The organism is Brucepastera parasyntrophica, assembly GCF_022376835.1.
Classification (GTDB): domain Bacteria; phylum Spirochaetota; class Spirochaetia; order Treponematales; family Treponemataceae; genus Brucepastera; species Brucepastera parasyntrophica.
In genome coordinates this window covers 1,420,928-1,434,456 of the sequence record NZ_CP084606.1, presented here as the reverse complement: position 1 = coordinate 1,434,456, position 13,529 = coordinate 1,420,928, and the positions used below count along the sequence as shown (strand labels likewise).

Sequence of the window (13,529 nt, the reverse complement as noted above, 5' to 3'; positions counted from 1 at the left end):
CCGGTATTATACCTTTCTATGGAATATACTCAGGAACAAATTGACGCGCTTTCAATAAATGAAGTCGCTATTTTAAAACGCATTGCCGATGAGCTGCAAATACAGCCCGGTCAGGTTTCCGCGGTGGTATCGCTCGTCAGCGAAGGCTGTACCATCCCTTTTATTTCCCGTTACCGGAAAGAACAGCACGGGTCTCTGGATGAAGTGCAGGTGCGTGACAGTGATCATCTGTATAAAAGCTATAATAACCTTGAAACCAGACGCTTGGAGATTATAAGGGGTATTTTCGGGCAGGGAAAGCTGACTGAAAATCTGTATAACAATGTAATGAACGCAAATACACTCACCGAGCTTGAAGATTTGTGGGCGCCGTTCAAGAAAAAAAAGAAGACAAGAGGAATGCTTGCCGTTGAACGCGGCCTGGAGCCGCTTGCCGAGGCTATGCAGGAACTTGACAAGGACTCTGTCGAAGCAAAAGCGAAGGATTTTATCCGGGTTGATGAAGAAAATACCGAATTATCGGTACATTCTGCTGAAGAGGCCCTGAACGGCGCAATGGATATTATAGCCGAACAGGTCGCGCAGACGCCGGAAACCCGCGCTGAAGTGCGTGATTTTTACACGAAAAGCGGACAGTTTGTGGTTACGGGCATCGGTGATGAAGCTGCCCAGAAATCCTCTGTTTACCAAATGTATTGGGATTACAAAGAACCGCTTAACCAGATTAAGCCCCACAGGGTTTTGGCTATAAACCGGGGAGAACGGGACGGCGCCCTTGATGTAAAAATAGATGTGGATGTTGACGGCGCCATAGAACTCCTTGAGCGCAAATATACGATACATAATACCTACCACAAAGAAGCAATTGAAGACGGCGTTGTCCGCCTGCTTTCTCCGGCGGTTGTCAGGGAAATCCGTTCCGATCTGTCGGAAAATGCGGATTCCCATGGTATTGGGGTTTTCAGTGAAAATCTTAAAAATCTTCTGATGCAGCAGCCAATAAAGGGGACCAGAATTCTGGGAATTGATCCGGGAATCCGAACCGGTACAAAGTGCGCTGCCCTCGATGAGACCGGCAAGTACCTCGGGTCTTTCATTATTTACCAGCAAAAAGCCGAGCCTTCGAAAGCTGCGGTTCTTGCCGCAATAAAAGATTACAATATTCAGCTGATAGCAGTCGGAGGAGGGACCGGGACAAAGGAAGTCCAGGAAATAGTCTCGCAGGTCATTAACGAATTCTGTCCCAATGTACTCTATACCGTTGTTGATGAAGACGGCGCTTCCGTTTATTCGGCGAGTGATATTGCCCGGGAAGAATTCCCTGACCTTGATCTGACAATTCGCGGGGCAATTTCAATCGGCAGACGGCTGCAGGACCCCCTGGCCGAACTGGTCAAAATTGACCCTAAATCCATAGGCGTCGGACTCTATCAGCATGATGTAAACCAGAAAAAACTGTCCGAAACCCTTGATGAGGTTGTCGGTTCCGTAGTCAATAATGTGGGCGTTAATCTCAATACGGCCAGCGCTTCACTGCTGAAATATGTATCCGGTATAAACAGTACCCTGGCTAAAAAAATTGTTTCTTACCGTGAATCTTCAGGCAAGATTACCAGCAGGGACGCCCTTATGAGCGTTCCCGGAATGGGCCCGAAAAGTTTTGAACAGTGCGCCGGCTTTCTTAAAATCCCGGAAAGCACGGACCCTCTTGATAACAGCTGGGTCCATCCCGAGAATTATCCCGCGGCCAGAGTCGTATATGAAGTAGTGCACAGGGGGCTGAGGTCGACCGCGAGACCCGCAGTGAAATAAAGGTAAAATATGAACTGGGCGAAACTACCATAAATGACATAATTGAAGAACTGAAAAAGCCGAACCGCGATCCCCGCGACGGATACCCGAAGCCCATCATGCAAAAGGGCGTTCTTTCTTTTGAGGATCTTAAGGAAGGCATGGTTGTGACCGGAAAGATCAAGAATGTCGTTGATTTCGGCGCCTTCGTTGATATCGGAATAAAAGAAACGGCCCTTCTGCATCTGAGCGAAATGAGCGATTCCTTTGTAAAAGACCCGATGGATGTCGTTAAGGTCGGAGATGTAAAAGAATGCCGTATTATCGGCCTTGATATTGACCGCAGGAGAATCAGCCTGAGCTGCAAGTCAGCCTCTTCCGCGCCTGGCCCGAAACGGGACGGCGCTGAAAAAAAACGTACCGCAGTCGTCCGTACTTCGGATGAAAAGAAAACTCCCGGCAGGCCCGCGAACAGCCATGAGAAGAGGGCTGATAACCGGCCCCGGAAGGACGGCGGCAATGACCGAGGCCGCTCTTCCCGCGATGATGACGGCCTGACCTATAATCCGTTTGCGGAACTCCTGAAAAACAGGAAATAGAGGTGAAAAAAAAGGCCGGTGAAAGAGTCGGCGCGGGCGGGAAAAAGACAGCGGTTCCCATAAACTTTCCCCTCCCGCCGGAAGACCTTCTTTCAGAAGGCCTGAAAAAACTGGAGATACCCGAACACAACCAGGACTTCGGAAAAATCACCGTAAACGGACGCGAAACCCTTGGTTCCCTTTTTGAAGCCTACCTGAAGGAACTCGTCCTGTTTAATTCAGTCTTTAACCTTATCGGCGCGGATACGGATTCCGCGCAGGGCCGGAGCGACCTTGTTGTCCGGCACATACTTGATGCGCTTTCACCCTGGCGGATTCTGGCGGAGAAGGCCAATGATATGTATACAGACGCTTCATTCAGCGATCCGGTCCGGATCGCTGACGCCGGGTCCGGAGCCGGCATCCCCGGTATTCCTCTCGCGATCCTGTTTCCCGGCATCCGGTTTACATTGATTGAGCGGATGAGCAGGCGCTGTACCTTTCTTGAAAACTGCGCGGCTCTGCTTGGTCTTGAAAATGTCACCGTTCTGAACACTGAACTGGAAAAAGCCCCCGGAAAAATGTTCGATTTTACGGTATTCCGGGCCTTCAGGCCCCTTGACGCTTCCATGCTGAAAATACTGACAGCAACAATAAAACCACGAGGAATGCTGGCCGCTTACAAGGCGAGGATAAACGCGATCAGGGAAGAAATGAGCGGCGTTGAAGCCCTGCTGAAAGAATGGAACGCAGTACCTTTGCAGGTACCCTTTCTTGAACATGAAGAAAGATTTCTTGTGCTTATGAGATGATTTCCTTGAAAAAACTATCAGGATTTCCGTCTATTCAATCTTATTGAGAAGCTTGTTCAGCTGGTCTTTGTCATAAATGTAAACCGGCCGGCCGTCAATAAACCTCTTGGCTTCATCCGTGAAGACCCCTGCCGCAACACAGATGCCCTTTCCTGCCTTAATATCCTTTATTCTGGCATGGAAATCGCGGAGCGGAATTTCACCGATTGATCCCTGTCCCCTGTAAAAGCGGAAAAGAACGATATCTGTCCATTTTGATGTGTCAACTTTGGCAACAATATCCGAATAATCCGCATACATTTCAATATCAGTAATTTTAACTCTGGCGCCCGGAAAAAACTCCGTGACCATTTTTTTGCAGAGTTCGGTGAATTCACTTTGAACCGACAGCAGATATGTCTTCAGGTTCTTGTTCTGGTTCAATTCCCGGTAGCGCACAATAAGGGACGGAACATCTTTATATCCAGGTGTTGTTTTCTGTATTTCCTTGAGGACCGACAATGCCCTTCCGAGGTCCTGGTTTTTAATAAGCACAGCCGCCAGTTTATAATTAATGTCATTGCTGAGTTCTTTCGGCAGATTGTCGTGTTTCAGTCCGGTCTCAAATTCCGTTATTGCCTTTTCAAACTGTCCGTTCTGGGTATAAATTATACCGGAATACAGTGCCGCGTGCGGACCAAGGGTCGGATGCGAGCTGAGGGCTGAAAATATTTTCAGGGCCTGTTCCTGAGCGCCCGTTTCATACAGACATTCAGCCATGGCAAACAGAATTTCCCTGTCTTCCGGCTCCGCCTCAAGGGCCCGTTTGAGATATTTCAGGGCTTCCCTGAAATGATGGGCCTTGTGCATACTGAAACCCATATATTTCTGGGCCGGAATGCTCTCGGGGTCAATAACCAGGGCCTGTTTGAGAAAGGTAATGGCCTTTTCATACTCTTTCTGGATATAACAAATATACCCCAGATTGTAATTTGCCTCGAAACTGTCTCTTCGCAGTTTTCTCGCTTCGACAAAAGCCTTGGTAGCTTCCGGTATTTTATTCAATTTTATTGCCGCAATACCATAACGGAGCGCATTTTCAAAGGGATCGATTTTCGGGGTTGATGATGCAAGACAGAATAGAATTTCATAGGCGGTATAAGCTTTTTCCCAGTTCTGATCCTGAAAATAAATATTTCCCATTACCGTGAGACCTTCCGGATCACGGGGATTCTGAGCCAGTCTTCTGTTAGCTTCGCGAATGATAACAGCCCTGTCTTTTTGCTTCTTTTGCTTTGGAGACTTTCCTGCCCGACTCCTTCCGAGGAAGGTAAGCAAGAGAATAGCTGCCGCTGCAATAAGAATTACAATAATAACAGTAAAACTTGCATTCATAGTGATTATTATGAGCGGAACGTGAATCTGTGTCAATAATTAACATTGACAATAGTCACATCCCATACTAAATTATAATAAGAGACTAGTTAATAGTAAAGAGGTATAGTTATGGACGGTGCTTCAATTGGCATCAAACTTGCAGATAGTACGTTTTTTCCCGTTTTGCAGGATAAAGTCCCCGGCAGCAAGGTACTTGATTTAACAACAGTCCGCGATGATCAGACAAGCGTTCAGATAAATCTGTACCGCAGCGAGAATAATACCATGCATAACGCCGAATATGTCGGTACTTTAATAATAGAAGATATTGCAAAAAAGCCTTCAGGAGATCCTACGATAGAACTCACGCTTACGCTCGATGAATTCAATGAATTATCGGCGGAAGCGGTTGATCTTGACTCCGGTTCCCGGGAATTATTAAAAGCGTCTTTGGCAACACTGGATCAGGAAGATCTTAATATCCTTCCTGATTTCGATTTGAATTCCACTATGGAAGATGAAGATGTCATTCTGGGCGAAGATCCCCTGCATGAAAATGTGGCCGATGATTTTGCCTATGAAAATACTCCGGGAGAATTGTATACCATGAATACGGACGATGAGAAAAAAAGCGGAGTTTTAATGCCCGCATGGTTGTGTGTAACAATACTGATTTTCGGAATTGCTGCACTTGTTATAGCGCTGATTATATCTGCTCGGACGATGGTTCTGAACCGGTCCATTCAGGAAATTGCCTCAAATCCTGTTATTATTGAGGTTCCTGTTGTTCCCGTTGTTGAACCGGAACCCATTCCTGAAGCCGAACCAATTCCGGAAGAAATAACCCCTCCGCCGGTTGAAACACCCGCGGAAGAAGCTCCTCAGGTCGTAGTTATTGAAGAACCGGAGGAACCCGTGGTTCCTGTCCAGCCCGAACCGGTCCCGGATGCCCAGAATGTGCGTTACAAGATAATATGGGGCGACACCCTGTGGGATCTTTCCGCGACATATTACCGCGATCCCTGGCAGTATATGCGAATAGCCCGGTTTAATAATATTAAAAATCCTGATCTGATTATTGCCGGAACCTATATTACGATTCCTGCAAAGTAAGTTGAGTCTTTCATATTCCCGGTTCCGGATGCTGCTATCCGGAACCTGTTTTCTGCTGTTTTTATTTTCCGGTACGTCCTGCGGCGCTTCTTCCCTGAAAAAACTTTCACGGGCTGAGTTATTATCCGCGCTGCAGGCGGGTAATTATCATTTTACGGATACTCTTTCTCCAAAAAAATACGGTGATGCGCTGAAATTCGGACCGGAAGCTCCCTATTATATCGGAATGCATCTTTTAAAAGCCGGAAAAACTGCCGAAGCCAGAAGGATGTTTGAAGCGGGCGCAGGTACCGGCGGGCAGAACAGAAAAAATGACACAAAAGAACCTTTCCGGACCCTGTGCATGCAGCAGCTCTGTCTTTACGGACCGGCCTCGGAAAGACTCAGGTCCGTCGGGCAGCGTTTAAATCAGATACAAAAGGACGGCGCCTTCAAATTTCCCGAAAATGAAGATGAAACACTGCGGGATTTGCATGCGGAACTCCTTATTGAGCTTGGCCGCTTTGATGAAGTTCCCGGCGGAGTTCCCCAGTGGTATAGCCGCCATCCGCTTTCCGCGCTTCTGGCCGGACGGTTTGAGTCGCTTCCGGAGAATTATCCGCCGGAATTTTATGCTGTCACCGCGGCCCGGATAAGCATGTATAAGCGGGATTACCAGCGGGCCTGGACCCAGGTTGAGCCTCTGCTCGAAAATACAGACATCCGCGATTTTCTGTACCGGGCCGTTTTTTCGGACTTCGGCAGGGCCGCCCTTTATGGATCGCCGAATTACGCGGCCTCGGCCGTATACTTTGACAGGCTTTTTGACCGGCTTTACGCGGATCCGGACGTTTCGCGCGAAATACTGTATATGCTTGCTTTTTACTCTTCCCGCCTGTACGGACGTGAAGCCGAGCGTTTCGGCCAAAAGGGGTATGCGGCTTCATCCGGTTATCTGGAACTTGCGCGTACAAAAATGGAAACCGCCCTCTCTTTCGCTGATGTCGATGAAGATACTGATACCGCAATCTGGTATCTGCTGAACACGGCTTTCGCCGAAGGGCAGCTGTTCGAGGGTATACAGAAATACCGTACTGTATGGAAAAATCCCGATTTCTTTTCGGATATTATTGACTCGTATCTTGTTGACCGGCTTACCGCCAAAGACTTTGCGGGGATTTACCGTCTGAGTGAAATTCTCCCCGATTCAATGGACCGGGATATTCTTGCCAGAATTGATTATCTGAAGGCCCGGTCAGGGCTTTCGTCCGCCGAAGAAACAAAACGCCTGTTTGAACGGGCCTTTGATGAAGATCACAGCGCCCTGTATTACCGGGTTTTGTCGGCCGCCGCTTTGGATATCCGCCTGGGCGCGCCCCATTCATTTGCCCCGAAAATCAGTACCCCGGCTGAAAAGCCTTCTTTCCCGGTCGGCGCGGAAGCCATATTGCGGGGTTACGCGGAATACCATCTTCCTGAACAGGTATACCCGGCGGCGGTCAGAATGTATCCTTCCCTGCCTCTTTCCCTTGCCCGGGACCTTGCCGCCAAACTGACCGGGGCCGGGCTTCACAGCCAGGCTTTACGCTTATCAATATTGTCCCTCCGGTCCTCTTCCGAACCCATAACAGACCTTGAACTTGGTTTTTTGTATCCGAGACCCTGGCGGGATGAAATTTCGGCCGCATCCATCCGCTTCGATGTGCCTGAATACCTGCTCTACGCGCTGATCCGGACGGAAAGTTTTTTTCAGGCGGACGCTGTTTCCCACGCAGGAGCCATGGGCTTGACCCAGATGATGAGGCCGACTGCGGGCGATGTTGCCCGTAAACTCCGGTACAGTGAATATGATTTAACCGATCCGGAAACCAATATCACTTTTGGGGCCTTTTATCTCGCCGAACTGATAGGCAGGCTTGACGGAAAGATTATGCCTGCCCTTTTTGCATATAACGCCGGTATAACGAGGATCAGGAACTGGCAGCGCACCGCCGGAGGTGTTAACGGCATAACCGGCTGGAACGCCGCCGGCCCGATGGCGGGAGATCTTTTTCTTGAAACAATTCCCATTGCGGAAACCCGCGATTACGGCAGGAAAGTGCTTGCAGCGGCCGCGGTTTACGGGTATCTTTACTATCAAAAAACAACCGGACAGATTGTCCGCGAGTTATTCTGATCTTTTGCGGGGTTGTAATGAACATTGCAGAATCTGTTCTTCTCGGGTTTGTTCAGGGATTGGCTGAATTTCTGCCAGTTTCCAGTTCAGGACATCTGGCCATTATTTCCTATTTTATCGGACAAACGGAAGTCCCACTTCTTTTTGATATTATGCTGCATCTGGCCACGCTTGCCGCTGTCTGCATAGTTTTCCGCCGGCGCATATGGGAATTGCTGTGTGTAGTCGGACGGTTTATCATACGAAAACCTCTTGAATCTGACCGCCCTGATCAGAAAACCATTATTGCCCTGATCGCGGCCACGGCCATGACCGGAATAATAGGGTTTATCCTGAAAGATTTTGTCAGGGAGATTTCTCCTTTTGTAATTTCCTGCTGTTTTGTAGTAACCGGGATTCTTTTGTTCATATCGGGCCGGTTTACGCCAAAGCAGACTGTAGAAGCCCCGAATCTGGTCCGGGGCCTTATTATCGGAACAGTCCAGGGAATAGGCGTTATCCCCGGTATTTCCCGCTCGGGAAGCACAATATCGGCTTCGCTTTTTACCGGACTGGACCGCAGGGTGGCCGGTGAATTTTCTTTTTTACTTTCTATTCCCGCGATACTTGCAGCATTTATTCTTGAGCTCAAAGATGCCGATACTCTAACTGGATCTGTATCGGCAATTTCGCTTATTGCAGGGATGCTGACCGCTTTTATTGTCGGTTTGCTGTCTCTGAAATTCCTGATAACCCTTATTAATAAGGGAAAACTCGGATATTTTGCATTTTATCTGGTGCCTGTCGGAATTTCCCTTGCGATATACTTTGCCGTAAAATAGATCCCTATTTGCATCCGGGGAGTTTTATATCATGAAACACGAATTTTCAGGTGAAAACCCTGATAATACACATTCAGAAAGTCAGCGTATTGTATCAATTGTAATCGGCGCGGTTTTTTCTATTCTGGCCGTTTTTCTGGCCATCTCACTGTTTTCAGCTGTTTTTTCATTCTCGTATAAAAAACCTCCGCTGGCCATGCCCGGAGACCTTTTGCTTTCAGTTTACGGGATTTCTTCTTTCCTTGTTCCCTGTTTTTTGTTTCTGGCCGCGATTATTCTGGTAATACCGGGCTGGTCGTTCCGTTCCGCTGTTATTCTGGCCGGATCAATTATTCCGTTCTTTACCGCTGTCGGCGGGGAGAAACTCCTCAAGGTATTTAATTCAGCCGTAGGCACGGGAATTGCCTCCAGAATTATTTCCGGCGGACTGATAATTTCAATTTTCCTGGCTGTTTTTCTCGAATATCTCCTGCTAATTCAATTGGCGGACTGGATACAGAATAAAAGGAATCTCCCGCGAAATGGGGAAGAAGATTTCCCTTCCGGAGAATCAGATGAGCTTCAGGAAGAAGCACCTGTTTCATTTGAAGATGAGTTTTCCGAGCCGGAACGGGAAGAACTTCAGGAAGAAACGGACGCTGTTTCAGGAGAGGCCCTCGCAGCCGGAGAGGTCCCTGACCTGAATGTAAATGAAAATTCCGGGACAGAAGAGACGGATCCGGATGAAGCGGATATGCTGTCCGGCGGTACGGACTTAATAGAAGGGACATATCAGGAAAAAAACGAGGCCGGAAACAGCCTTTTGTGGAATTCAGATAACGGGGAGCTTTCCCTCCCGCATGAACAGGATAATAATGCAACGGATGCGGTTCCTTCCTCGGAAACCGGCCCCATTTATATAGAATTTGATTCGGAGGAAAAACCTTCTTCCGGAGATACCCCGCCGCAGAACAGCGCCGGGCAAATTGATCCGGACGTTTCGTATGATGATATACCGCCGGAAGAAACACAGGATTCTTATGAGCAGGATGATCCTGATTATTTTGATGACGGTGAAGAAGAATATGACGAACCCGATGAATCAGACGGGGATGACGATGAAGACGGGTATGATGATCTGTCCGAAGACGGAGATACCGGCGGCGAAGTCCTGGATGTATTTCAGGATACCGATGCATTTCCCCTGTTTGACAGCATTGAAGAAGAATCCGGTCAGTTGACCGAAACGCCTGCCAATGGCGGAAAGGACAGTGCCGGCAAGTCTGAAGTCGCTTCTTTTGAAGCCCTCGATAAGGAGCCTGTCCGGCCCGGGAAAAAAAGACGGCGACTGTACTCTGTTCCTTATGAAATTCTGAACAGCTATCCTGACGGCGAATACTGGGTTATTGATGACGCGACCCGCCGTTCCGCTGCCGCGCTCAAGGAAACCCTGAATGAATTTCATATTCAGGCTGACGTCACCGGCATCAGGAAGGGGCCGGTTATTACCATGTTTGAAATACTTCCGGCTCCTGGTGTCAAGCTGTCAAAAATAGTCGGCCTGCAGGATAATATAGCGCTCCGGCTCGCGGCTTCAAGTGTCCGTATTGTTGCGCCGATTCCGGGCAAACATGCCGTTGGCATTGAAGTCCCGAACCAGAAACGGTCAATTGTCAGTTTCCGGGAACTTATTGAAACGGAGCCCCAAACCGGGAAAAAAATGGAAATACCGGTGGTCCTCGGCAAAGATATTACCGGAGAGGCCCAGATAATCGATCTGACTACAACACCCCATCTGCTTATTGCGGGCGCGACCGGTTCGGGAAAATCGGTCTGCGTTAATTCAATAATTCTTTCTGTTTTATACAAGCGTTCTCCTGATGAAGTGAGACTGCTTCTGATTGATCCGAAGGTTGTAGAACTGAAGCTGTATAATGATATAGCCCATCTTCTTTCACCCGTTATTACGGAACCGAAAAAGGCCTTTCAGGCGCTCCAGTACTGTCTGTGTGAAATGGAACGGCGTTATGCGCTGCTTGATGGCATGGGGGTCCGGGACATACGGAGTTATAACCGGCGCATCAAAGAACGGAATATGGCCACCGAAAAAATACCGTATATTGTGGTAATTATTGACGAATTCGCCGATCTTATGGCGACCACTGGTAAAGAGCTTGAATCGACAGTTGCCCGCCTGTGCGCGATGAGCCGGGCAGTCGGGATCCATCTTGTTCTGGCCACCCAGCGGCCTTCCATTGATGTTATTACCGGACTTATCAAGGCAAATATCCCAAGCCGTATAGCTTTTATGGTCGCTTCGAAAATGGACAGCCGGATTATTATTGACCAGGTAGGCGCGGAAAAACTCCTTGGCCGCGGGGACATGCTCTATTCAAGCGTAACGGATCCCTTCCCGGTGCGTATCCAGGGCGCATTTGTCTCCGATGAAGAGGTTGAAAAAGTTGTTGAATATGTTAAAACTTTCGGGGAGCCTGAATATATTGATGAGGAAATCTTCTTTGATGAGGAAGATGACAGCGGAATTGACGCTTCGCTTTTTTCCGATGGGGAAGATCCTCTGTATGACAAGGCCCTTGAAATAGTTCTGCTGGCGGGAAAAGCCTCCGCCTCATATATTCAGCGGAGACTCAAAATAGGATACAACAGGGCCGCCCGGCTTGTGGAAGATATGGAGGCCCGCGGTATTGTGGGTCCCGCAAACGGATCAAAGCCGAGGGATGTTGTCCACTATCCTTCGGGAAAAGACTGAAAGTGTATAGTACCTATACACTTTCAGTCTGAAGCCTCTCCGAGCGTTTAGCTGCTATACACTCTCTGGTACCTACCGAAAACCTAAATGAAAAAGCGGAGGTCCCGGTGGGAGGTCAGATTCCATTTGTGCGCAATAATATAGGTTCCGGTAATTGAAGTCAGCGCGTCTATGGCGGCGGCTATGGCGCAGATAAAAAACGCCGCGGGCTTCAGAATCAGATAACCCGCTTCAAAGCCCCTTCCGTACAGCATACAAATTGTTGCGAGCTGTATATACGCGCCTCCTGCCGGAAAACGTCCAAGGAAAAATGACAGGAGGATTGCCATGCCCACAAGCCAGAGCATATCACTGAAGGCAATGCCCAGACTTGAATAGGATTTCAGAATAACAATAAAACTGACCGTAACTGTCAAAGCGCTTCCCGCCCTTCCGAAAATTGAAAAGACGGGCATGGTTACCGAAGAAACGCGGCGTTTGACGCCGAGACTTTCATTAACATGGCGGATCAGAACAGGGAGCGTCATATTTGTATCCCCGGAAAAAAAGGCGGCAACAATCGGGGCGATCCCGGCATACAGAATCCGGTACGGATTTACCTTTCCGCACACAAGTCTGATAATCAGAGGATACACAACAAGGGCAAGCAGAAAAAAGTCGAAAAGCAGCAGCCCGATAAAACTTCCGAATACCTTCGAGGAGATAATCGTACGGAACTGGAACACCCAGTTTACAGATATCGCGATCATCCCAATCGCCAGCATATCAACAAAAAAGCACATAACCGCATAGGAAACGCGTGAAAGGGAATCAAAAAGATTCAGGGTCGCTTTTGAAGCGTTTTTATCAACCGCGCAGCCCGCTCCCGCGAACCCGCCGAAAATACAGAGCGGCAAAATAAACAGTCCGTTTGAAAAAACCTCAAACGCGCTCGACGGAAAGAGCTGCCTGAGGGATTCTTTTATTCCCAATTGGGGAATTTCACTTGTTCCTTCGACAAAAATGGGAATACGGGTGGGGTTGCGTATAAGCACCGAAATAAGACCAATGACTGCGAGCAGGACAGCGGCCAGAACAATAATGCCCACCGTGACCAGCCCAAGCCGGAACAGGGATCTGTTTTCCCTGAGTTCATATACTGCTATCGTGAAGCTGAAAAACAGAACAGGGTATAAGGCATATCTGCCGATTTGAACAACCAGATCGGAGATAAATTGTACGGTTTCCCTGAAAGCAGGATTCTGCTGGGGGAAAAAAAGTGCAAAAGCAGTTCCGATAACGATACCGAGAAGATATTTTATCCAGATTTTCATATGAGGAAGAATACCTCAAGGTTTTATTCCAGTCAATCGGAACGCAGTCCGTTTCATTTTTCCAGGCAAACTTGCCCGAATCACTTGTTTATATAGCCGGTTTACCGATATATTATATGTATCATGGGTTCTTGTATACTGATTGCCGACAAATCTGTCCCGCTTGGAGTTATACTCGCGTCTGCACTCCGGAGCAGAGATGCTTCCGTAGCAATTATTTCCGATGTGCCTGAAAGCAATCAGAAAAAGGGTGAAAAAAAGAAAGAAGGTCCCGCTGATAAAAATATCAATCTGGCTGATATTCCATGGAACCGTTCTTCATCGCTTTCCGCCAGAACAATTTTACTTGAAATAAAAAACACATTTTCATCCTGCTCCCAGGCGGTCCTTTTTTTTGATATAGCTTCCTTTTTTGAAAACACCATACAGAAAAACAAATATCCGCTTGAACTGACGGCCGAGTATGCGGCAGGTTATATTCTCCTTGTCCAGGAAATTGTTTCCTGCTTTAAAACCCAGGGTTCCGGGCGGATTGTTTTCGCCGTCAGGGATTCTTCTTTTTCCGCAGTGCAAAACGGATGGCATGGCATTGCTCTTTCTGCCGCGGAAGCAGCTTTTATCAAACTTGCGGAAGAAACAGCGGCTTTGTTTACGCCTCCCTACAATACGAATCCAGCGCTTCAGACAATGCTTGTCCGCTTTGAATCCGGAGATGACGCCGGCAACGCTGCCTGGCTTGCTGATTCGCTTATGCAGGCGGCTCCTTCCCGGCATCCCGGACGCTGGATAAAGGGCGGCTCCCGGGGATTTTTCGGCAAACTCTAGGTTTTATTCACTGCGA

8 protein-coding genes and 1 pseudogene are annotated in these 13,529 nt (G+C 48.2%); 7 read left to right on the top strand and 2 right to left on the bottom strand.

Going from position 1 to position 13,529, the window contains the following annotated elements:
* Positions 1 to 18 precede the first annotated feature (18 nt).
* A pseudogene (locus tag K7I13_RS06780) lies at positions 19 to 2,390 on the top strand (helix-hairpin-helix domain-containing protein).
* Positions 2,391 to 2,392: 2 nt separating this feature from the next.
* A complete protein-coding gene (gene rsmG, locus K7I13_RS06775) occupies positions 2,393 to 3,181 on the top strand; it encodes a 16S rRNA (guanine(527)-N(7))-methyltransferase RsmG (RefSeq protein WP_255948950.1) in 789 nt (262 codons plus the stop codon).
* Between the two features lie 30 nt (positions 3,182 to 3,211).
* On the opposite strand, the gene K7I13_RS06770 is transcribed toward rsmG, so the two are convergent.
* Positions 3,212 to 4,555 carry a tetratricopeptide repeat protein gene (locus tag K7I13_RS06770; RefSeq protein ID WP_255948949.1) on the bottom strand — a complete coding sequence of 448 codons (1,344 nt, stop codon included), beginning with the start codon at positions 4,553 to 4,555 and terminating at the stop codon, positions 3,212 to 3,214.
* Positions 4,556 to 4,666: 111 nt separating this feature from the next.
* Between K7I13_RS06770 and K7I13_RS06765 the strand changes: the two genes are divergently transcribed.
* From K7I13_RS06765 to K7I13_RS06750, 4 genes are read left to right on the top strand one after another with little or no spacing between them, the layout of a single operon-like run.
* Positions 4,667 to 5,650 carry a LysM peptidoglycan-binding domain-containing protein gene (locus tag K7I13_RS06765; RefSeq protein WP_255948948.1) on the top strand — a complete coding sequence of 328 codons (984 nt, stop codon included), beginning with the start codon at positions 4,667 to 4,669 and terminating at the stop codon, positions 5,648 to 5,650.
* A 1-nt stretch (position 5,651) separates the two neighbouring features.
* Positions 5,652 to 7,805 (top strand): flagellar assembly lytic transglycosylase, encoded by a 2,154-nt coding sequence (locus tag K7I13_RS06760; protein ID WP_255948947.1) that lies wholly within the window; start codon positions 5,652 to 5,654, stop codon positions 7,803 to 7,805.
* A gap of 17 nt (positions 7,806 to 7,822) precedes the next feature.
* On the top strand, positions 7,823 to 8,626 hold the full coding sequence (gene uppP / locus K7I13_RS06755) for an undecaprenyl-diphosphatase UppP (RefSeq protein ID WP_255948945.1): 804 nt from the start codon (positions 7,823 to 7,825) through the stop codon (positions 8,624 to 8,626).
* A 31-nt stretch (positions 8,627 to 8,657) separates the two neighbouring features.
* Positions 8,658 to 11,375, top strand: coding sequence for an FtsK/SpoIIIE family DNA translocase (locus tag K7I13_RS06750; RefSeq protein WP_255948943.1), 2,718 nt, complete (start codon positions 8,658 to 8,660; stop codon positions 11,373 to 11,375).
* A gap of 83 nt (positions 11,376 to 11,458) precedes the next feature.
* Here K7I13_RS06750 and K7I13_RS06745 read toward each other — a convergent pair whose 3' ends face one another.
* Positions 11,459 to 12,688 (bottom strand): dicarboxylate/amino acid:cation symporter, encoded by a 1,230-nt coding sequence (locus K7I13_RS06745; RefSeq protein ID WP_255948942.1) that lies wholly within the window; start codon positions 12,686 to 12,688, stop codon positions 11,459 to 11,461.
* A gap of 123 nt (positions 12,689 to 12,811) precedes the next feature.
* Between K7I13_RS06745 and K7I13_RS06740 the strand changes: the two genes are divergently transcribed.
* On the top strand, positions 12,812 to 13,513 hold the full coding sequence (locus tag K7I13_RS06740; RefSeq protein ID WP_255948941.1) for a hypothetical protein: 702 nt from the start codon (positions 12,812 to 12,814) through the stop codon (positions 13,511 to 13,513).
* The last annotated feature ends 16 nt before the right edge of the window (positions 13,514 to 13,529 follow it).